Source organism: Paenibacillus sp. SEL3 (genome assembly GCF_054602585.1).
In genome coordinates this window covers 4,626,127-4,648,274 of the sequence record NZ_CM137725.1, presented here as the reverse complement: position 1 = coordinate 4,648,274, position 22,148 = coordinate 4,626,127, and the positions used below count along the sequence as shown (strand labels likewise).

Genomic DNA, 22,148 nt, shown 5'->3' with positions numbered 1-22,148 from the left:
GATGGTGTCAAACCCTGTATCGTTTTATTTTACCAAAGTGTGCCGCTTATTGCGCTATGATTCATTTCATCGCAAGCGTTGCTATCATGTGAGTTATTAAAAAAGAGCCTCCCCCGCCCGTATGGACTTTGGTGGATGCCCTTTTGATACGTCTCGTTTAACAAACAGCTCTCAAATTAACCTGCAAAGTTAGCAGCGTAATTTTCAGCAATAAATCCCTTAGAAATCAGGATAGATTGGGATTTCTTAGTAGCAGGGCCATAGCCTTGGGACAGCAGATCATTAATATGTAAGCGATTATAAATGAAGCAAAATACAAAGTTGGACGCCCCACTCGTAAGGATCGATACCAGAAAAATAATAACAGCCCACTTCCAATCCCCTCTAAACAACGCAGGGAAAAAACCGAAAAAGAGCGTAGTCCATGAAAAACCTACTTTGCGTTCCTTGATCATTCCAGTTTTATTTCTTAATTTAATCTTCATTTACCCCTTACCTCTCTTTATATAGTCTTTTAGAACTATATTAGATTATATAGGACAGAGGGAATAAATGGAACTCATTTCGTAAAATCATAAATTTCTCAAATACGCTCTAGTTTATAATGCTTTTCCAGCACTTCTTTAAAAACATCAACAGGGTACTTGTATTCAACAGTTTTGAAAACAATCCGGTTATTCCACTGGTTTTTTTCCAGTTCGCACCCATGCTCCATATCCAGTTCCTTCATAATAAATATAATCTCATCTAAGGTTACCAACACACTATGTCTATTCGTCGTAGTTGCCAGCATCTGCTCGCCTTCCTGTGTGTATGCCTTCACGATCTGCTCATCAAACCCTTCGCTGATCATTAATTCCTTCAAGGCTTGTATAAAAAGAGTCGGCAAGTTTTTGTACTGCGATTTTTTAATCCCAAACAGCGTGATGCTTAAGCGGGATATATCATGCATAAACACTATATTTTTTCTTCGATTCAGTAAAAATAAGCTGGCATGCCAACTATTTAAAGGCGGATAAATATCAACTTGAAGTGGTTCAGTCTCCCATTCCTTCAGCAGTTTTTGTGTTCCTCGTATGACAAACATCGTTGCTCTCCTTTATTGACGCTCCTGTACCGCAGCGTGATTCGACATACCTGATTTCTTGTATAAAGCATGTCACGTATATCATAACATCGTATTCCAAACACCGGATTATAAACTCTTTCAGTATAATAGAGGAAAGATATATTGCCAGACACAGCTGATTACGTAACTCCCTGGGACGATCCAGGGAGTTTCCATTTTTTCTTTGGATATTTTTTATGGAAATCCCCTCCACTGCTCTATATAATTCAGGTACAGTTCGTCACACGAGCTTAATCTAAAAATTAGGGGTGTTCCACACCTATGCCACAGCATATTTTACTTATTGAAGACGATCTATCCATTGCCGAAATGCTACTTAAAGCACTCACTAAGGAAGGATACAGCCTAACCACTGCCTATGACGGGGAAGAGGGGCTTCTTGCCTTTGAACGTCATACCTATGATCTGGTACTGGTGGATTTGATGATGCCGAAGGTGGACGGTATGGAGGTGATTCGACGAATTCGTACCCATAGCGCCGTCCCGATTCTGATTATGTCAGCCAAGGACAGCGACGTGGATAAAGCGCTTGGACTGGGCTTTGGGGCAGACGATTATATTGCCAAACCTTTTTCAATGCTGGAAATGACCGCTCGTATTCAGTCCGCGATCCGAAGATCTACTACATATGCCCGTCAGCAACAGCAGGAGGAACAGCCGCAAGCACAAGTTTTGACCTACGGCAGTCTGTGCATTGATTTTGATCATTTTACAGTCATACGCAATGAAAACGAAATTCAGCTAACAGCCAAAGAATCCGATATTTTGAAGCTGTTTGTAGCCAATCCAAACCGGGTATTTACAAAAGCACAATTATACGGATTTATTTGGAAGGACGATTATATGGGCGACGAGAACGTGATTAACGTCCATATTCGCCGCCTGCGTGAGAAAATTGAAGAAGATCCCTCTCATCCTGTCCACATTAAAACGCTATGGGGCATTGGCTACAAATGGGAGAATGGCTGATATGAACATCGAAAACATTTCTGAATGGATTGTCGGTCTCATCATGTCAGTCGTTATAGTATGGCTTTGGCGGGAGCGTATGGCCAATAAGCGCAAAATAAGGGATATCCGAGCCCTACTAGAGCGAATAGTGACGGTGAATCATGCGGAAAAGCTGCTATATGTCACAGGTGACGTTGAACTGCAACGACTCATGACGGAAATTAATCGACTGCTGGACTTGAATCTCAGAGTGTCTGCAGATTACAACCGTAGCCAAATTGCTATGCGCAAAATGATTTCGAACATTTCACACGATCTCAAGACCCCGCTTACGGTTGTGCTTGGATATGCCGAGATGCTGGATGGCGATCCGACTATTTTGCCGGAAGAACGTATAAAGCTGCTATCCAAAATTCACCAAAAGACAAGCGAAGCGATTGAGTTGATCGGAAGCTTTTTTAATTTGGCGAAACTGGAAGCTAATGATACGGATATTCCGTTGACACGACTGGAAGTGGGAGAACTGTGCAGACGCAGCATTTTAGAGTTTTATGACCTGCTGACTGCACAGGGGTTTACTGTGCATATTGAGATCCCGGAGTACCCCATTCATGCCTTGGGGAACGAAGGAGCGATTGGGCGGGTGCTGAATAATCTGATCTCGAACGCCATTCGCTACGGGGCAGATGGACGGACGCTAGGCCTGACGCTGTCAGAACAGCAGGATACAGTGCGTATAGAGGTATGGGATCGTGGCAAAGGCATACAGGAATCTGAGCAAGATAAAGTTTTTGAACGTATGTACACACTGGAGGACTCCCGCAATAAGGCGGTACAAGGCAGCGGACTGGGCCTTACGATTGCCAAACGTCTGGTTGAAACGATGAACGGAGAAATTCAATTGACCAGTAGACCTTATGAGCGGACAGTCTTCTCTTTTACATTGAAGAAAATCAACTATTAATCGAACTCAACATACTCAACTTAATAAATTTGTAAGAATCACGAAAGAAAAATGAACATTTCGCCCTTTATCCTTGAATTATCAGCAGTATACGAAGGGAGAACACCCATGACTTACGTAATACGTACACATCAGTTGACCAAAGCCCTGAAGGGCAACGAAATTGTAGCAGGAGTCAGCATGAATGTGCGCAAGGGAGAAACCTATGGCTTTCTCGGCCCCAACGGGGCAGGCAAGACAACGATAATGAAAATGATTACGAATTTACTCAAGCCGACATCGGGTGAAATTGAATTATTCGGTGAAAAACTAACGCCAAAATCGTATCATCTGCTCGGACGGATGGGTTCGATTATTGAATACCCGATTTTTTATGACAGGCTGACGGCGCAGCAAAATCTGGAACTTCATTGTGAATACATGGGCTACTATAATAAGCAGGCTGTCCGAGATGCCCTGGAATTAGTAAACTTGCAGAATGCGGGTGACAAGTCGGTAAAAGACTTTTCACTGGGAATGAAACAGCGTCTCGGGATTGCCCGCGCTATTGCGACTAAGCCAGAGCTACTCATTTTGGATGAACCGATTAATGGTTTGGACCCCGTGGGAATCAAGGAAATCCGCCAACTATTCCACATGCTATGCAAGGAATATGGGATGACTCTGCTCGTGTCCAGTCATATTTTAGCGGAAATAGAGCAGATTGCGGATACGGTAGGCGTGATTAATCACGGAAGGCTGATTGAGGAAGTGTCGATGGAACAGGTGCGAGAAACCAATACGGAATACATCGAATTTACGACCAACGATTGTAAAAAGGCGGCCTACGTCCTCTCCCATCATCTGAATCTGAATAATATAAGGGTGCTCAATGAACAGAATATACGTATTTACGACTCAAATGTACCGCAGAAACAAATTACGAAGACGCTCATTTTAAATGATATAGAAGTGGATTCCATTCATCAGAAAAGCAGTACGCTAGAAGACTACTTTTTGCGGCTGTTAAACGGAGGTGATCTCCATGCTTAAATTGATGCAATTGGAGCTGAAAAAATTTCATCTGGCGGGTTATATCCGTTCAGCACTGATCGCCAATGCATGCATTCTTGGGTTGCTCTGTATCATCGCGCTGGACAGCCAAAGTACAGGAATACCCGAATTTACACAGTACACTCAGCTTCTCGATCTCATGGACATGCTGGTCAGAGCCACATTTATTGTGTTTGCCTCTGTTCTTCTGTGCCGCTTTATCGTAGGGGAATTTAAGTCCAAATCGATTACGATCCTGTTCATGTATCCGATTCACCGTCAGAAGCTGATGATCGCCAAGCTCTTGGTTGTGCTGCTGTTTACCTTCTTATCTATTATTATTTCGGAAATAATCATTACGGCTGCTATTCATCTGCTCAACCAGCTTGTCTTGATTGTACCCGATAACCTTACTCTTTCGATACTGGGTCAACAATCAGCACGGACGCTGATCAATGCCGTTGCTGCCAGCTTTATGGGACTGGTTCCGCTGTATATGGGGATGCGAAGATACTCTGTACCCACCACCATTGTGACCTCAATCCTGATTGTAGCATTGCTTTTCTCCAATAATAACGGCGCTACACTTAGCTCCATAGCCCCCGTGCAAATAGGCTTCTCTATACTGGGAATGCTTGTGGCTTATGCAGCGATTCGACGCATTGAGTATAAGGATATTACTTCATAGTATGTAACTTAGTAAAACGCTTTCGAAAAATAGATGAAAATCATTGTTAGATATACACACATTTTTCACTGGACTTCATTCTAAAACAGGTATATCCTATAGGAGAAATTAAAAAACGGAATAAGGATCTTCGGGGTAGGGTGAGATTCCCAACCGGCGGTATGGCTCATGGAGCTAAGCCCGCGACTCTGTATCTGGCAACAGGATACGGACTGATTTGGTGAGATGCCAAAGCCGACGGTAAAGTCCGGATGGAAGAAGATCGAAATATCAACATGCCGCGAAGTGGATGAATGCTGCGTTATGGGTTTTGCAGTAGCAGTAACTTCATTTAACTTGCATAAAGCGGCAAGTTTATTTGATCAACCCCCGTCTTGCATGGCCTTTCGCCATAGACGGGGGTTTTTGTGCCACCGGTCCTGTATTCGCAAGGAGCTAATTGAGTATGAGTCAATCTTCTACTGTACTAACATCCAAAGGTTTTGATCATAGCTCCCACATGAAAAGCGGTTTTTGGCTGGTCGCAATAGGAGCAGCCTTGTGGGGCGCTGATCCGCTGTTTCGTATTATTTTGCTAAAATCATTTACTTCAACACAAATTGTACTAATGGAGCATATGCTGCTTTTCCTTGCTCTGACACCGATGCTGTGGAAACATCGTGAGGAACTCAAAGCGGTACGGCTTCGTCAAGTTTTCGCTATTTTGTTCGTCTCGTGGGGCGGCTCGGCTCTGGCCAGCGTGATTTTTACCATGGCGCTCAGCAACGGTGATCTGAATGCTGTACTCTTACTCCAGAAGCTTCAACCATTGGTCGCTATTATTCTGGCCCGCGTTATATTGAAGGAAATGCTGCCGCGTCATTTTGGATTATTAATTGTCGTCGCTCTGTTCGGGACGTATCTTCTGACCTTCGGTTGGTCGCTCCCCTTCGGGCATGTTCGTGATTTTGCCCAGGTCGGTAGTCTACTTGCACTGGGTGCAGCGGTTCTGTGGGGCGGTTCGACAGTCATGGGAAGCTACTTGCTTCGTTCAATGAAATATGAAACGGTAACCTCCCTCCGCTTCATGGTGGCGCTCCCTCTGCTGATTGTCCTCACCTCTGTAGAGCATGCGCCATGGAATATGCCTGCCGGTACATGGGCAGGCGCAGCTGTGATTATCAACTTGCTATTGCAGGCATTGCTTCCGGGTCTTCTTAGCTTATTGCTGTATTACAAAGGCTTAAGTACGACCAAAGCGTCTTATGCTACGATGGCAGAATTGAGCTTTCCCATGGTGGGGGTCGTGATTAATTGGATCGCATTTCAGCAAATCGTTACTGTAGCGCAATTGACTGGTTTTATGCTCATCTGGATTACGCTCTTTATGATTTCACGTCAGCAAAAAAATTAACAGTTCAATGTCCCCTTCATGACTCACCCAAGCCAAATTGTGAAGATGCTTTTGCATCTCCGATTTGGCTTTTTATGTGTTCGCATTAATATTAATCATAGTTCTTTAGACCTGTTTTTCAAAAAAAGTGTCTAAAATATGCTACTATTTCTCGTTTCCCAATGATTACATCTATAAAATTCGTCGGTTTATGTCGAATAAAACAATGTAGTGATCATCAGACACAGAGGAGCAAGAACTATGACTAAAACAAAACAAACAGTTCCGTGGTGGAACAGGTTTCTCAAGCAGTTTTATTTAATGAGGACAAGATTAATAATATCTTTTTTAGCTGTGTTATTGATTCCGAGCGTACTTATCGGGTACTTTTCTTATCAGGGGGCTACGACCCAACTCAGTCAGCAAATGGGCGGTTCCGTATACACGAATCTGTATCTGATCCGGAGCAATGTCAATCAGTATGTAGCGCCTATTATGAAAGACCTGGACGTGCTTACCACTGAAATCAATTCTGATTCCATTGGTACCAACCAAGAGACCCTTCAGAAAAAGTTAGATGTTATCGTCAAGGCTCACCCCGAGCTAGATGCAGCGCTTCTCGGCAATGAGAAGGGGCAATACATACGTTCGCCGAAAAAACAGGAGTCCGATTATGATCCCAGGGAGAGAAAATGGTACAAAAACGCGATGCTGGAAAAGGGTAAAGTATTCGTCGGTGTTCCAGTTGCCAGCGTCACGACAGGGAATTTAGTCGTTAATATATCGGGAACGCTGGAGGACGGTGAAGGAGCTGTTGCCCTGGCTTTGAACCTGGACAAAATGAGTGAAAGTCTGCAGTCTGTTAAGATTGGTGAGCGCGGAGGACTCATTATTGTTGATTCTGAACATAAAGTTGTATCTGGGACTGGAACAGCTTTCAACAAGACAGGCAAAAAAGCGGCTGACGCCATAGAAGGACTTCCCGAAGTGGCGACAACCGTCGAAAATGATACTCCTTCCATGTCGCAAATTCAATTTATGAATCGAGATATGCTGGCCTTTACACTTAAGGACCCTCTCACCGGTTGGAGCATTGTCGCACTGTCGGATCTGGAGGATTATAGTGATGCAGCCCAACCAATTCTGAAACAAAGCCTGATTGTGATTGTTATTTCCATACTTGCCGCGGCGATCATCATTGTGCTTATGGTCCGCTCATTCTTAATTCCGCTGCGCAAGCTGCAAGCAGGAACACGCATCGTCCGTGACGGAAATCTGACCGAACGTGTTAATCTATCCAGCAAGGATGAGTTCGGCGAACTGGCACAGAATTTTGACCAGATGACGCATTCCTTGCATACGATGGTCTCAGAGGTCAACCAAACCTCCTCCCGACTTGCTTCCTCTTCCCTGATAATCAAGGAAAGCACAGAGCAAACGACGGAGTCCGTACAACATGTAGCGGAAACGGTTATGGAATCCGCGGAAAATGCAGCCACCAGCGCCGAGGCATCCGAGCAGACCGCTAATGCCGTTGAAGAAATGGCGAAGGGTGTCAGCACCATTGCCGAATCGGCAAGCTCCATCGTGGATTCAGCAGGACAAACCGAGCATGATGTGGCTCAAGGCAGCCAAATGATCAGTAGTGTACGGACCCAAATGGACCGTATTCTGGAGGCTGTCAGCCAAACGGCTAGCTTAATGGATGAGCTATCCCAGCTCTCGGACGATGCGAAGCAGATGAATACGGCTATTGCCGCCATTGCCAAGCAAACCAATTTGTTGTCTCTGAACGCGTCTATTGAAGCTTCCAGAGCTGGCGAAGCCGGGCGTGGATTTGCCGTAGTCGCTATAGAGGTACGCAAGCTGTCTGAGCAATCCAAGGAAAGCGCGGATTCCATCAGTCAGATTATTACTCAGATGCTCGATTTGATTCAACGCTCTACCGCTACCATGAACGGTAATGTTCGTAACCAGGTAGGTGAAGGTATGCGTATTAGCCAAGATGCAGAAGGTGCATTTACGAATATTGAGCGCTCTACTTCTCATATCGTGGAACAAATTCAAAGTGTGTCCGCTGCTGCTGAACAAATCTCAGCCAGTACAGAGGAAGTCTCCGCCACTGTTACCCATTTGGCAAGCCTGTCTCGCAATTCGGCGGACAGCTCGCAGACAACATCTGCTGCTGCTCAGGAACAAATGGCAGCTATGGAGGAAATTGCCTCTTCGTCACAGGAGTTGTCCAACATGGCGCAGGATTTGCAACAGCTGGTTAAGCGATTTAAGATTTAACTTACTACTAACAAAAGCCTTCGTCCGTATACAAATTACGGGCGAAGGCTTTTTACATTTGAGTTCTTGATATGCTCTCTCTCTTGTTACTTATAGGGTCATCTGACCGGTTAAATGACGGCGTCTATCTCCTTCAGGGTCGTGCTCCACCTTAATATTCTGATGGAAAATAGCTGTAGTCCGCTCTTCTCTGTCGTACATCGGCCAAGCCCCCTCGGACAGCACTGGCTTCCCATCACGTGCAAAAGCAACCCATGCCTGCTGCATATCTTGAGCCAGCTTCTGCATCGAAGGTTGAATCTCTAATCCAAGCTTATCTAGCAGCTCCAGATTATCGAAAACAAACGCAATCTCTGCACCGTGAACCGCTTGTCCAAAGGTAGGATGCCCCGGCAATGTCCAATCAAAACGATACATCCATACAGGCGCATGCGCCGACTGTGCAACAGCAAGAGCCAACGCAGGACGCCAAAAAAATAGATCGGTCAACATTTGCGCCTGTCCCTCAATCGTAACCGGAAAAGGTTCTATCAGGTCGCCGATGTCTGACATGCCCGTCATCATTTCCAATGCCTGTCTCGCTGTCGACTTGTTCATTAGATGGGATTCTTTTCGGATGAAATAGCCCCCCTCATGCAAGTTCGTTCCAATCAAAACGGAAACCTGCTTTGCTGAACCTTGCGCGATTGCAGACAGGGGTACATCTGGCAAGGTCACACCGTCCACAACGGGTTGATAGATCATCGCCATCCCTGGTCCGATGACTTCATGCGTCTTCGCCATCGCTAGCATCAGCGCATCTGTCGGCAGGCTAAACAACCTCTCTGGATGCTGAGTGTCCACACCCAGCTGCTGTAGATACACAGCCGTCACTTGCTCGGCCTGTGAAGTTGGCAATACCTGCGACGCACCGCTCTGCAAAATTGCACGCTGGAACAGTCCTTTAGCTGCTGGCATCGCCAATAAAGCGGCAATACTCATCGCGCCTGCTGATTCACCGAACACCGTCACTTCGTCCGGATTGCCGCCAAAGGCAGAGATGTGATCCCTAACCCATTCCAGCGCAGCGATCTGATCCAGTAGTCCCGCATTAGAGGTCAGGCCATCTCCCTTTGGAGTCAGATGCAAAAATCCTAACGGCCCCAATCGATAATTGATCGTAACAACCACAACATCGCCATTCTTCGCCATGCGTTCCCCGTCATATAAAGGTATAATCCCGGACCCCGTGACAAAGGCACCGCCATGAATCCACACCATCACTGGACGTCCCTTCTCAGGAGTCTTCGAAGCAGGTGTCCAAACGTTCAGGTATAAGCAATCCTCTGACTGCTCAGGCGGCTCCACCAGATTTCCAGTCATACTTTCAGCGGATGGCATAGGTTGCGGACAGATTGGCCCAAAACTCGTCGCAGCCCGCACACCCTCCCAAGACTCCAAAGGCTGGGGCGCGTGAAAACGTAGTTTTCCAACAGGAGGCTGTGCATATGGGATACCTTTCCACACATGATATCCATTTCCCGTTTCCCCACGTAATTGACCTAAACGAGTATGTACCGTAATACTTTCCATTATGAAGCCCCCTTTATTTCGTATGTTCAACACAACGGTATAATATCAATCTTTACATATCTCTATTATACCCTTTGCACACGGCCAAACCAAAAAATACCGGAAGCACTTTTGCGCTCCGGCATTTTTATAAACAAGATAGGGAAATAGCGATTAATCCCGAACTTCTTCTTTTGGAATCAGCTTGTAAATTTCTTCGCTTTCCATAGAGTCAATTAGTCGGTCTAGCCACTTGTAATAAGCGACGGCCTGCTTCATCTTCAAACGATCTTGCTGAAGAATCGCCTTAAATTCCTCGTACTCTTCACCCTGATTCATCAATTTGTCCAGCTCATCAATGGCTTTGCGCAGTACCAGTAAATTTGTTTCTACCGCTTTTCTCCATTTAATAGCGAAGAAGTCAGTAAATGTTTGATGCCAGTCATATTCAACTTCATACAAATCCTTGCGTGAGCCTTTGCTCCATACCTTATTTACCATTTTCAGATCCAATAATGTGCGAACTCCTGTACTCATGCTCGTTTTGCTCATTTCCATTTCACGGCCCATCTCGTCCAGCGTCATTGGTTTATCCGCAAAAAAAAGCAAACCGTATAAATGCCCCGCAGACAAAGTAATCCCATACAGGTCCATGTTTTTACCTATAGCTTCTATGACACGTTTGCGAATTTTTTGCAGCGAAGCCTGCTGCTCATCACCTAACTGGTACAAGCTCATGCTTGCAACCTCCTAATTTTAGAGCATTTTGCACAACCTAGTATGAACGATTTACCCGTAAAAGATTAGCTTTGACGCAATATATGAAATCTTTCAACAATAAATGAAATGTTTCAAAAGCAAAGCTTCTGTCTATATTACAACAGCATGGGTCGTTCAAAATCATAATTCGCAAAATTGCTAATGATAGTAAACTTTTTAAATTATGGATATACATAAATCTTTTTCTTATGGTTATATTTCATTGTCTATTTTAAAAAAAGCACTATCGGTTGTAAAGTTCCGAATGTTTGAGCATTCTATAGAACGAAGGAGCATATCGAAGGAAACTTTGTACAGTTTTTTCTGTACGTACTTTATGAACAGTTTTTTTGTTTGAAATGTAAGCAATGCTTCTGTTACAATTAATTTTGTCATTAACCGTTCAGGATGTTCAGAATTATGATTTTTATACTCAATCCTTAATGCAACATGGGGTTAATACCAAGCAAAGTATAGAAAGAAGAGGTGTATGTATGACGATTTTGGAAGTCAAAAATGTCAGCAAACTCTTTGGTCCTCACGCAGAGCAAGGTGTTCCGCTCCTGGAGCAAGGCTGGGGCAAGGAAAAGTTGGCCAAAGAAAAACAGATTACTGTTGGTGTCAATAAGGCCAACATGGAAATTAAGCAAGGTGAAATTTTCGTAATTATGGGGCTATCGGGCAGTGGCAAGTCTACTTTAGTGCGAATGCTAAATCGCTTGATTGAGCCTACCTCTGGTGAAATTCTGGTCCACGGCAAAGATCTCCGTAAGATGAACAAAGAACAACTTCGCGAAGTTCGTCGTAAAACCATCAGCATGGTTTTTCAAAAATTCGCCCTGTTCCCACATCGGACTGTACTAGAAAATGTAGAATATGGTCTTGAAATTCAAAAGGTAGAAAAAGCACAGCGTCAGGAAAAGGCGCAACAAGCGCTGGAACTGGTTGGTCTTAAAAACTGGGGCGATAAAATGCCCGATGAATTAAGTGGCGGTATGCAACAGCGTGTCGGTCTGGCACGGGCGCTGGCTAATGACCCTGAAGTGCTCCTGATGGATGAAGCATTCAGTGCATTGGACCCTCTCATTCGCCGTGACATGCAGGATGAGCTGTTGGAGCTTCAAGATAAAATGAAGAAAACCATTGTGTTTATCACCCATGATCTGGATGAAGCGCTGCGGATTGGTGACCGGATTGCATTGATGCGAGACGGTGCGGTCGTACAAATCGGTACACCGGAAGAAATTATGATCCAACCGGCTAACTCTTATGTAGCCCGCTTCGTCGAGGATGTGGATCTGTCCAAGGTATTGACGGCTGCTCATGTCATGCTTCGTCCAGAAACCATCACCATGGATCGTGGTCCGCGTGTGGCTCTGGAATTGATGCGGGAGCGTGGGATTTCCAATTTGTTCGTCATTGACCGCACCAAAAAGCTACTGGGTGTTATTAACGCCGAGGATGCTGTTCATGCACTGCGCAATAATTTGAAAATTGAAGATATTTTGATCACGGACGGACCGCAGGTTGCTGCCGAGACAGTCATTAATGATTTATTTGAAATTACAAGCTCGTCCAAGGTGCCGCTGGCTGTGGTCGATGACAAGCAAAAGCTGCTGGGCGTTATCGTCCGTGGAGCATTGCTCGGCGCACTTGGTGGAGATGTTACCACTACGAAGGAGGTGAATGCCCATGATACCGAAACTGCCAATCGCTGAGTGGATTCAATCCATTGTAGACTGGATGGGTATTCATCTGGCTGGATTGTTTAATGTTATTTCTTCCATTATAGAAGCTGTAGTTGGCTTTTTCTCAGGCCTGTTCATGCTTCCGCACCCTCTGGTGTTCATCGTAATCATCGGGATTATCGCCTTTATGATCGGGCGGGTTCAGCTTACGCTATTTACTGTCATCGGCTTCCTGCTGATTGATAATCTTGGTTATTGGAGTGAAACAATGAATACGCTCGGACTGGTCATCACGTCTGCGCTCGTATCCATTGTTATCGGGATTCCCATCGGGATCTGGTGTGCATACAGTAAATCGGCATCACGCATTATCACGCCTTTACTTGATTTTATGCAGACGATGCCTGCGTTCGTGTACTTGCTCCCAGCGGTTACCTTTTTCAGCCTGGGTGTTGTGCCGGGTGTTATCGCATCTGTTATCTTTGCTATCCCCCCAACCATTCGCATGACCAACTTGGGGATTATGCAAGTATCGGGTGAGCTGATCGAAGCATCAGACGCTTTTGGTTCAACATCTGCGCAAAAGCTGTTCAAAGTTCAGCTTCCACTTGCATTGCCTACCTTAATGGCTGGTATTAACCAGACGATTATGCTGTCACTGTCTATGGTTGTCATTGCTTCCATGATCGGTGCGGAAGGCATCGGTGCTGTTGTGTACCGTGCTGTGACACAGCTGCAAATCGGTAAAGGTTTTGAAGCCGGCTTAGCTGTTGTCGTTCTGGCTATTGTGCTTGACCGTTTTACGCAAAACCTGTTTAAACCTACGCAAAAAGGCAAAAGCCGCGTATCCAGCAAGCAAAAAGTATGGATTACTTCTGCAGTTACAGCTGTCATTTTGATCGCTGGTGCATCCCAATATTTTGTGGGTACAGATCATTCCGCATCTGGCAAAGGTAACGCTGCTGCCAACCCGGTTGGCGAAGAAGTCGGTTACAAAATTATCGGTATTGATGCCGGGGCAGGCATTATGAAATCGACTGCCAAAGCAATTCAAGACTACAATTTGTCTGATTGGAAGCTGGTTGAAGGTTCCGGTGCAGCTATGACGGCCACACTGGACAAAGCCATTAAAGCGAAAAAACCGATCATTATTACAGGTTGGACTCCACACTGGATGTTCAACAAGTATGATCTCAAATATTTGGAAGACCCTAAGAAGTCTTATGGTGAAGCCGAGGGGATTCATACGATTGCCCGTAAAGGCTTGCAGCAGGATGCTCCTATCGCTTATGAGTTTCTAAAACGTTTCAAATGGACACCAGAAGATATGGGTGAAATGATGGTCGCCATTCAAGCCGGAACCAGTCCTGAGCAAGCTGCCAAGGATTGGGCGGAGAAACATGCCGACAAGGTTCAGGAATGGACTCAAGGACTGCAACCTGTCAATGGTGACACCTTCAAGCTAAGTTATGTGGCTTGGGATTCTGAAATTGCCAGCACCAATTTGCTAAGTTATATTTTGGAGAACAAACTGGGTTACAAAGTAACCGCACTTCAAGTTGAAGCAGGTCCTATGTGGACGGGTGTCGCTAGTGGTGATGTAGATGCTTCACCGGCTGCATGGCTGCCGTTAACACATGCGGATTACTGGGCTAAATACAAGGATAAGCTCGACGATCTTGGGGCTAATATGAGCGGTGTTAAAACCGGATTGGTCGTTCCAGCTTACATGGATGTTAAATCGATTACTGATTTGCAGGATAACGGAGCCGAAGCGGCTCCGGCTTCCGCCACAACTGGGGACTTTGGCAAAGAGGTCGGCTACCGCATTGTCGGTACCGACCCTGGCGCCGGACTAATGAAGCTGACCGCTAAAGCTATGAATGACTATGGCTTATCCGACTGGAAGCTGCTTGAAAGCTCTGGAGCTGCTATGACTGCTACACTGGATAAAGCTATCAAAGCCAAGCAGCCTATCGTCGTAACAGGTTGGACTCCTCACTGGATGTTTAATAAATATGATTTGAAATACTTGAAAGATCCTAAAAAGGCGTACGGTGATAAGGAAGAAATTCATACAATCGCCCGCAAAGGCTTGAAGCAGGATGCTCCTGTGGCTTATGAATTTCTAAGCCGATTTAAGTGGACTGCTGAAGATATGGGTGAAGTGATGATCGCGATTCAGGACGGTACTGCCCCACAGCAGGCTGCCAAGAATTGGGCTGATAAACATCCTGACAAGGTTCAGGAATGGATCAAGGGTCTGCAGCCCGTCAACGGCGATCCTTTGAAGCTAAGCTACGCTGCTTGGGATTCTGAAATTGCCAGTACGAACGTATTGAAATATGTATTGGAACAAAAATTGGGCTATAAAGTAACAGCTCTGCAAGTGGAAATCGGCCCGATGTGGACTGGCGTGGCCAGCGGAAGTGTAGATGCTACCGCAGCCGCTTGGCTTCCATTGACGCATGCTGATTATTGGGCTCAATACAAGGATAAGGTGGATGACATCGGAACCAGCATGACTGGCGTTATGTCCGGACTTGTCGTTCCATCCTATGTGCCGATTGATTCTATCGAGGATCTTCAGCCGCCGCAATAATATTTTTTCTGCTTTTAAACCATACGAACAAGCAAAAGGCAGATCAGGGTTTACTCCTGATCTGCCTTTTTGTGATATCCAATATTTAGAGTTGCTCTCAGCCTTTTAGCGTGAATCCTTCTTGAGCGGACACATCGGCATGCTGCTCTGTCGTCTGGTGCTGTCTAAAGAATAACGGATAGATCGCGAAAGACACCAGCAGACTTACACAACCAATGACGCCTAGAGCAATCATATCTTTGAAGATGTATGTGATATCCAGTCCTTTGAGCGTGATGTTCCGTACAGCATCCAGGTAATACGTCAGTGGCAATATCTCAGCAAGCCCCCGCAAGAAGCCGGGCATTGCCTCTAATGGCCACGTATAGCCTGACAGCATAAAGGAAGGAACAGCAATCAGCATCAGAGTTTGGGTCGCATCTACTCTGGTTTTGGAAAAGAGACTGAACAGGAAGCCTAATCCGCACAAGGCAAAGTTAAAAACCAGCGACACTAAAATCAACGGCAATACCTGTCCCCTAAACGGAATATCGAAGCATAAAGCGCTGATACTGAATACAGTCAGCACATTGAAAGCTCCCGCTGCATAATACGGTGCCAGTTTGGCAATAGCCAAACGCCAAGGGGTATTTCTCCATGCGCCAAATCTCCCCCAAGTCCCTGCTTCCTTATCACGCGTGCAGGACAACGCGATACCAAGCAGCAAACACTGCTGGAGAGCCGCAGAGATAACCCCTAGGGGCATGAAAAGCTTATAATCATATACCGGGTTAAATAGCACTCTGGATCGGAACGGGATGGTAGTCAGCGTCGATGCGGCCTGATCGGCGTTCATTCCCTTTTGTTTCATGGAATTGACTGATACTCCGGCACTCACGCTACTAATAACCTGATTCGCAATCCGACTGGCACTATTGGAATACATCATATTACTGCCGTCAATCAGCGTGAGCACGGGTGGATTCTCCCCATGCTTAAGCCGAGTAGTAAAGTTGTCGGGAATGACGATTCCGACCTTAGCTTCTCCAGTCTCTACTTGACGGACTACATCATCCTGATTGTTTGCTTGCCGTGTAACGGCAAATGAATCGGTCGAATCAAACGCCTGAATGATCTGGCGACTGAGTTGCGAATTATCTCCGTCGTACACGGTGACAGGCATCTCGGTAATCCGCTGATGTGAATATAGGAAGCCGAATAGTATCGTATACACAATCGGCGTAATCAGCAGAATAGCCATAAAGCGGCGGTCCCGGAAGATGCTCAGCCATTCCTCGCGAAACACATCGCGGATACGAAGTCTTTCCTGTGAATCCTGCATATTACTGCGCCCCTTTGCCTGTAAACAGAACCGTGGAGCCTGTTGGAACCGATGCAGCAAGGTCTGGCAATGCTACTTTAACACCGAAGGAACGGACATCCTTGTCACCGGAGCTTTGGCTCGGTTTTTGAATGGCAAAGTCAGCAGCCGATTCTAACAGAATGACTTTACCCTTCAGCTCCTTACCGCCAGACAGCAATTTAATTTGGACTGTATCCCCTGCTTGAAGACCGTTCAGAGACGTTTCAGGTACATAGAATTTAGCCCAACGTTGTGTCGAAGTTTCAATGGTATAAACCGGGAACCCTGCACTAGCCATTTCACCTAAGCTAAGCGACTTGGATTTTACGATTCCATCCTCAGACGCACGCAGCGTAGTGTAGCTCAAATAGGTCTGAGCCTCCTGAAGCGCGGCTTCCGCTTGGGCTACCTGTGCATTGGCACCTGCAACCGCAGATTGAGCCTGCTCAACTGTGGATTGCGCCGCCTTCACCGCAGATTGCGCTTGTTCTACCGAAGCCTGAGCGGCTTTGACATCTTCCTGTTGCAGAGCAACTTTGCCCGCTCCTGCCTGTGCTTCCTTCACCGCAGCCAAGGCTTGGCGGTATTGAGCTTCAGCCGCCGTAATTTCCTCCTTGCGGCTTCCCTCCCGTGCCATATCCAATTTTTGCGACTCTGCATTATACTTGGCCACTGCCTGTTGATGTTCCAATGTCGCTTGATCCAAAGATGCCTGGGTTGCTGCACCGGCTTCTTGAAGCTTTTTGGCACGCTCCAGATTTTTAACGGTCAGGTCCAGCGTTTCCTTGGCTACCTTCACAGATACTTGCAATTGCTCAAGCTCCTGTGGTCTTGCCCCGCTCTTGAGGGCATCCAGTTTTGCCTTGGCAGCGTTCGCAGCCGCTTTGGCCTGTTCAATCTGGCTGGAGGAAGCCTCTGCGGTCACACTGACCGATGTCGTGCCTTGGCTTTTCTTGGCCTGAGCAGCACTCACAGTAGCCTGTGCCTGGCCTACGCCTGCTTGAGCCTGCAACACTCCAGCTTTTGCTTTGGATACATTACTCTTGGCTGCCAGCAATGCCGCCTGTGCCTGCTTCACCTTATCTTCCAACTCGCGACTTTCCAGATGGGCTAACACCTGCCCTTTTTTCACCTGATCGCCTTCTTTGACGAGCATCTGGTCAATCCGTCCTGCCATTTTAAAGCTGGCATTGAGGGTATCCGACTCCACATAAGCCGTAGGAATGGAAGAAGACTGATCCGCAGACAAGCTGCTTCCACCCCGTGGAAGAGCAGTTAAGGCATATATCCCAACCGCGATTAAAATAATAAGTACGACATAAATCGTATATTTTTTAGCTTTCATGTTTTCATCACTCCATCTGTATATTAATGTTGCATGCCCAATGCATTACACACAAAAACTTCAATACTTTCACGAACCTCTTGCAGATTCATCGTTTCGCCCCAAACCATTGACCTCATCGGTGCAAAAATGTAAATCCCAAATAAGCAATTGGCTGTTGTTTTGGCATCCAGCTTACTTGAAATTTTCCCATGAAACTTGCCGGAATCGATCTCTGCCTCCATAAAATCAAAATAGTCAGCCAGCACCTGCCTAATATTAAAATGCTGCTCTTGCGAAACCCAGCCCTTACTGACCAATAGACGGCAAAAGTCCGGTTCTCTCACAATAAACTCAATATGTACTTGGATTAGCTTGCGAATCCTAAGCTCCACCTGATCTTTAGGAGTATGAGCCATTGCTTCATGGATATCCCGGACAAAACGCTCCATCCCCATCTTCAAAATGTAAATGTACAATTCTTGCTTGTTTTTAAAATTGTAATACAGGGTTCCTTTGGCTATGCCACAAACTTTGGCAATTTCCTCCATATTTGTTTCATTAAATCCTCGTTCAGAAAAAGCTTTGAGTGCGCCGTTAAAAATAATTTCCTTTGTCTGCTGTTTCATGCTTCCTCCTTTTTTGAACTGACCGTCCAGTACAAAAATTATGTATTTATTATAAGCCCATTTTTAGTTATCCAGCAATAGGAAAAATAAAAATATTTCATTTTAGACAATTCGTCTAAACGCTTATTCTAAAAGTGAAAATGCAAAAACGGATCGAATAAGTGAGGGGGTCACTCATTCGATCCGCTATGTCATAAAATCGGATGATAAGGGGGCCATTCTACGGATTATCAACCGATTTTAAGGGAAGGCCGACTATTTTTTCACGGTTTGATTATATTGCGCAATTTTGCCTGTAATTTCTTGTGTAGCTTGATCCAATGCCTGTTTTGGTTGTTGCTGGCCACTCAGCACAGCCTCGATTGCACCTTCGACGATTTGACGCGCTTCTGGGAATACGCCCATCACTGCGCCCTGTGTAGCGGTGGATTGTGCCGATGCATGCAATTGGTCAACCGCCGTCTGGAATTGCGGATATTTTACCATATTGTCTTTAAGTACCTTTTCGTCATAGGCCGCTTTCGTGATCGGGAAGTACCCGGTATTCACACTCCATTGTGCCTGTACAGCTGGGGAAGCGACGAATTTAATGAACTCCCATGCTGCCTTCTGCTGGGCTTCGGGCTTGTTGTTCATGATGTACAAGCTTGCGCCGCCTACAACCACGCCGCCTTCTTTAGCTTCATTGGCTCTTGGCAGGAATCCTGTGCCTACTTCAAATTTATCGCCAACCTGCTCCACAATATTACGCAGCGAAGCGGTGGAATCCAGCGTCATTGCAATTTGCCCTGCGGAAAAAGCCTTTGCCGTATCGTCCGAGTTACGTCCCAGATTGGATACAACCTTTTCATCGATCATTTTCTTCCACCACGTTAGGGTTTTTACACCTGCATCCGAATTCAGCATGGATTCCGTTGCCGCTTGATCACGACCATTGCCATTATTCACATAATCTGCGTTCTGATTGGCAAACAGTTGTTCCATAAACCAGCCGTAGATGGCAATGGAAGCACCGGATTTACCATCCTTGCTCAAGGCTTTAGCAGCCTTTTCGAACTCATCATACGTTTTCGGAGGATTAGCTGGCTCAAGTCCTGCGGCTTTGAATGCATCCTTGTTGTAATATAAAATCGGGTTTGACGTATTGAACGGCATGGCGTTCAGTTTACCATCAATCGTATAGTATCGTGTAATATTCGGCTCTAGCTGTGACAGATCGAACTTGTCTGCATCAATAAATTGTTGTACGGGTGTGATCATTTTGGAGTCGATCATGAATTTACTACCGATTTCATATACCTGAATGATGTCCGGTCCGCTGTCGGAACCAAGCGACGCTTTCAGCTTGTTCAAGCTATCATCATATTTGCCTTGATATACTGGCTCTACCTGAATGTCCTTATGACTGGCGTTAAAATCAGCAGCGATCTGCTTGATTGCTTTTTCACCGTTACCGGACATCGAATGCCACCAAGTCAGCTTCACTGGGGAAGCCGCTGCTGCTCCATCACTACCATTACTCGGCTTCTCTGCAGCAGTATTATTGCTACAACCTGCTGCAACCACCATGGCAGTCAGAATAAGCAGGGTCAATGCACTTTTCAGACGAAAAAATCTCATAATCTCTCTTCTCTCCCTTTGATTAAATGATTCTTGAATTGGCATTCTCTTGCGATATTCTTGTGTGTTGATGCTCTGTATATGGGCTGCTTGCGCAGGTGTTGCTTATCATTTTAAATATGTGGTCAGCCTTTAAGTGCACCCGCCGCCATTCCACGAACCAACTGTTTTAGTCCAAAGATCAGCAGGAGCAGAGACGGTAAAATGACAAGAGCCGTACCCGCAAATACCAGATTCCATGAAGTCGATTCCTGAAATTCGAGCATGGATATGCCGATCTGTACCGTGCGCATATTCTCGCTATTGGTGATCAGTAAAGGCCAGAGGTACGAATTGTACATATTCAGGAACGAATACACAGCCAGTGTTCCGAGCGCAGGGCGCGATAACGGAAGCACATGGAACAGAAAGTAACGGATATGTCCGCACCCATCCATACGAGCCGCCTCGAACAGTTCCTTGGGAAGCTGGAGAAAAAATTGCCTTAACAGGAATGTCCCGAATGCCGTCGCCAGAAAAGGAACCGTCAACCCTTGATATGTATCAAGCCAATTCCAGCTCCGTACCGTCAGGTAGTTTGGAATAATGGTCACTTCCCAAGGGATCATCATTGTCGCAACAAACATGCTGAAAATGAAGTTTTTTCCCTTGAATTCCATTTTGGCAAAGGCATAGGCCGCCAAGCTCGCTGTAATCAGTTGCCCAATCATTGTAAGACCCGAAATGAGAAATGTATTTCCAATAAAGGCTGCAATCGGAACGATTTCAAACACTTCAGTAAAATTGGCCATATGAAAAGAATGCGGGAAAAAGCTTGGTGGGTAAGCGCTCGCTTCCTCGGGAGACATGACTGCCATAAAAAACGTATATATAACCGGATACAAAATGAGAGCAGCTGCAATCGTAAGCAGCACATACAGCAATGTAGAATTCAGGTGTCGTTTCATTGGTAATGCACCTTTCTTTCCACCCATTTGAACTGAATCATCGTGAGCAGCAGAATGACAGCAAACAAGACAATGGCCTGCGCGCTCCCCGTTCCGAACCGGAAATTAACGAAAGCTTCCTGATAGATGGAATACACAAATACATTCGTACTGTTCACCGGACCGCCTTTGGTCAAAATGTTAATTTGAGCAAAAGACTGGAAGGCTCCAATGATAGAAACTACGGTTACAAAAAAGATCGTCGGTGATAACAGTGGCATGGAGATACGCCAGAACGTGACGAGCGGGCCAGCTCCGTCCATTTTGGCACTTTCATACATATCATCTGGAATCCCTTGAAGTCCGCTCGATAAGATAATGTAATTGAAGCCTAGATTCATCCAGATGGTCATTATGGCTACTGAAAACAGCGCCCAATCGGGGCTGGTCAGCCACGGAACCGGATGGATATGTAGCAGGGAAAGCACATAGTTGAACATCCCCAGTGTTGGATGAAAAAGAAATTTCCAAATGACCGCAGATGAACCGACCGACAACACCATCGGCAGCGAAAAGGCAAACTGGAAGATACGCATTCCCCGCAATTTACTGTGTGTAAGTGCAGCCAGTACCAGCGCCAATAAAATACCTACTGGTACGGTTAACAGTGCAAACAGGAGTGTCACCTTAATCCCTTGCAGAAACAGTCCCGAGCTGAAAAGTGTAGTGAAATTATCTAATCCTACATATGCTGCAACGTTTCCTGCGGGATCTGTAGAATGCAAGCTGAGATAAACGGACTTGATCATCGGATAAAACATAAATACAGCAAACAAAATAAGCGATGGAGCCAAAAAGGTATACGCCAGCGCGTTTTCGCGCAGTCTTTGAATTTTTAGCGAACCCGTGCGTATGCGGGCTTTAGACGAAGTCTGTTGCTGACTCCTCGTCCCCAGTCCCATAGATTTGTTAAGCTCACCCAAAACGGAGCGCCCCTTTCTTTTCAAACCAACCTCAGTAAGTGTATCGTTTCGATGTAAAGGGAACGTCAAGTGGGCTGGAGTAAAATGTTAATGTTTTTTCTTATTGTAAAAGCAACTCTCTATAGGTATGAGCACAAGGACGGTTATAACCCTGTTGAGCTAGCGTTCGATCCAAATACAATCTGTCTAGTTAAAAAGACAAAAAAACCTCCAATTCCGTAAGGAGCCTGCCATTGGCCCATTACGAAGTTGGAGGTTTTAGTTATCTCTATACAATCTCCACTCGGCAGGTGGGT

18 protein-coding genes and 1 riboswitch are annotated in these 22,148 nt (G+C 45.7%); of the genes, 8 read left to right on the top strand and 10 right to left on the bottom strand.

Features of this window, described 5'->3' with window-relative positions; genetic code table 11:
- Positions 1 to 176: 176 nt before the first annotated feature.
- Together ACYCS5_RS21380 and ACYCS5_RS21375 are read right to left on the bottom strand one after the other, a co-directional pair.
- The gene (locus ACYCS5_RS21380; protein WP_029516338.1) at positions 177 to 485 is read right to left on the bottom strand and encodes a hypothetical protein; all 309 of its coding nucleotides are present in this window, start codon (positions 483 to 485) and stop codon (positions 177 to 179) included.
- A 98-nt stretch (positions 486 to 583) separates the two neighbouring features.
- Positions 584 to 1,087, bottom strand: a complete 504-nt coding sequence (locus ACYCS5_RS21375; RefSeq protein ID WP_029516337.1) for a DUF6933 domain-containing protein — start codon at positions 1,085 to 1,087, stop codon at positions 584 to 586.
- Between the two features lie 303 nt (positions 1,088 to 1,390).
- Here ACYCS5_RS21375 and ACYCS5_RS21370 point away from each other — a divergent pair, with 303 nt between their 5' ends.
- The 6 genes from ACYCS5_RS21370 (at position 1,391) to ACYCS5_RS21345 (ending at position 8,428) form a co-directional block, all read left to right on the top strand.
- Positions 1,391 to 2,098: a response regulator transcription factor gene (locus ACYCS5_RS21370; RefSeq protein ID WP_029516330.1), complete on the top strand. Its 708-nt coding sequence runs from the start codon at positions 1,391 to 1,393 to the stop codon at positions 2,096 to 2,098.
- Between the two features lies 1 nt (position 2,099).
- The gene (locus ACYCS5_RS21365; protein ID WP_049816929.1) at positions 2,100 to 3,044 is read left to right on the top strand and encodes a sensor histidine kinase; all 945 of its coding nucleotides are present in this window, start codon (positions 2,100 to 2,102) and stop codon (positions 3,042 to 3,044) included.
- A 108-nt stretch (positions 3,045 to 3,152) separates the two neighbouring features.
- The gene (locus tag ACYCS5_RS21360) at positions 3,153 to 4,076 is read left to right on the top strand and encodes an ABC transporter ATP-binding protein (protein ID WP_029516328.1); all 924 of its coding nucleotides are present in this window, start codon (positions 3,153 to 3,155) and stop codon (positions 4,074 to 4,076) included.
- A complete protein-coding gene (locus ACYCS5_RS21355; protein WP_029516327.1) occupies positions 4,069 to 4,764 on the top strand; it encodes a hypothetical protein in 696 nt (231 codons plus the stop codon). The genes ACYCS5_RS21360 and ACYCS5_RS21355 overlap by 8 nt, the downstream gene beginning before the upstream one ends.
- A 122-nt stretch (positions 4,765 to 4,886) precedes the next feature.
- Positions 4,887 to 5,031: riboswitch (FMN riboswitch) on the top strand.
- Positions 5,032 to 5,209: 178 nt separating this feature from the next.
- On the top strand, positions 5,210 to 6,157 hold the full coding sequence (locus ACYCS5_RS21350) for a DMT family transporter (RefSeq protein WP_165144889.1): 948 nt from the start codon (positions 5,210 to 5,212) through the stop codon (positions 6,155 to 6,157).
- 240 nt (positions 6,158 to 6,397) lie between these two features.
- Positions 6,398 to 8,428, top strand: coding sequence for a methyl-accepting chemotaxis protein (locus ACYCS5_RS21345; protein ID WP_165144886.1), 2,031 nt, complete (start codon positions 6,398 to 6,400; stop codon positions 8,426 to 8,428).
- Between the two features lie 90 nt (positions 8,429 to 8,518).
- On the opposite strand, the gene ACYCS5_RS21340 is transcribed toward ACYCS5_RS21345, so the two are convergent.
- The gene (locus ACYCS5_RS21340; RefSeq protein ID WP_165144885.1) at positions 8,519 to 10,000 is read right to left on the bottom strand and encodes a carboxylesterase/lipase family protein; all 1,482 of its coding nucleotides are present in this window, start codon (positions 9,998 to 10,000) and stop codon (positions 8,519 to 8,521) included.
- 153 nt (positions 10,001 to 10,153) lie between these two features.
- On the bottom strand, positions 10,154 to 10,717 hold the full coding sequence (locus ACYCS5_RS21335; protein ID WP_029516323.1) for a GbsR/MarR family transcriptional regulator: 564 nt from the start codon (positions 10,715 to 10,717) through the stop codon (positions 10,154 to 10,156).
- A gap of 515 nt (positions 10,718 to 11,232) precedes the next feature.
- On the opposite strand from ACYCS5_RS21335, the gene ACYCS5_RS21330 reads away from it, so the two are divergent.
- Positions 11,233 to 12,456, top strand: coding sequence for a quaternary amine ABC transporter ATP-binding protein (locus tag ACYCS5_RS21330; RefSeq protein ID WP_029516322.1), 1,224 nt, complete (start codon positions 11,233 to 11,235; stop codon positions 12,454 to 12,456).
- A complete protein-coding gene (locus ACYCS5_RS21325) occupies positions 12,431 to 15,028 on the top strand; it encodes a glycine betaine ABC transporter substrate-binding protein (protein WP_165144883.1) in 2,598 nt (865 codons plus the stop codon). The genes ACYCS5_RS21330 and ACYCS5_RS21325 overlap by 26 nt, the downstream gene beginning before the upstream one ends.
- Positions 15,029 to 15,125: 97 nt before the next feature.
- Here the strand turns inward: ACYCS5_RS21325 and ACYCS5_RS21320 are convergent, their stop codons facing one another.
- From ACYCS5_RS21320 to ACYCS5_RS21295, 6 genes are all read right to left on the bottom strand, one after another.
- On the bottom strand, positions 15,126 to 16,349 hold the full coding sequence (locus ACYCS5_RS21320) for an ABC transporter permease (protein ID WP_029516319.1): 1,224 nt from the start codon (positions 16,347 to 16,349) through the stop codon (positions 15,126 to 15,128).
- A gap of 1 nt (position 16,350) precedes the next feature.
- Complete coding sequence (locus ACYCS5_RS21315; RefSeq protein ID WP_165144881.1) at positions 16,351 to 17,715, bottom strand: HlyD family secretion protein; 1,365 nt, start codon at positions 17,713 to 17,715, stop codon at positions 16,351 to 16,353.
- A gap of 23 nt (positions 17,716 to 17,738) precedes the next feature.
- Positions 17,739 to 18,323 (bottom strand): TetR/AcrR family transcriptional regulator, encoded by a 585-nt coding sequence (locus ACYCS5_RS21310; RefSeq protein WP_069011115.1) that lies wholly within the window; start codon positions 18,321 to 18,323, stop codon positions 17,739 to 17,741.
- Between the two features lie 255 nt (positions 18,324 to 18,578).
- A complete protein-coding gene (locus tag ACYCS5_RS21305; protein WP_165144879.1) occupies positions 18,579 to 19,943 on the bottom strand; it encodes an ABC transporter substrate-binding protein in 1,365 nt (454 codons plus the stop codon).
- Positions 19,944 to 20,068: 125 nt separating this feature from the next.
- A complete protein-coding gene (locus ACYCS5_RS21300) occupies positions 20,069 to 20,890 on the bottom strand; it encodes a carbohydrate ABC transporter permease (protein ID WP_029516315.1) in 822 nt (273 codons plus the stop codon).
- Positions 20,887 to 21,852: a carbohydrate ABC transporter permease gene (locus ACYCS5_RS21295; RefSeq protein ID WP_069011113.1), complete on the bottom strand. Its 966-nt coding sequence runs from the start codon at positions 21,850 to 21,852 to the stop codon at positions 20,887 to 20,889. Before ACYCS5_RS21295 ends, ACYCS5_RS21300 begins: the two co-directional genes overlap by 4 nt.
- Between the last annotated feature and the right edge of the window lie 296 nt (positions 21,853 to 22,148).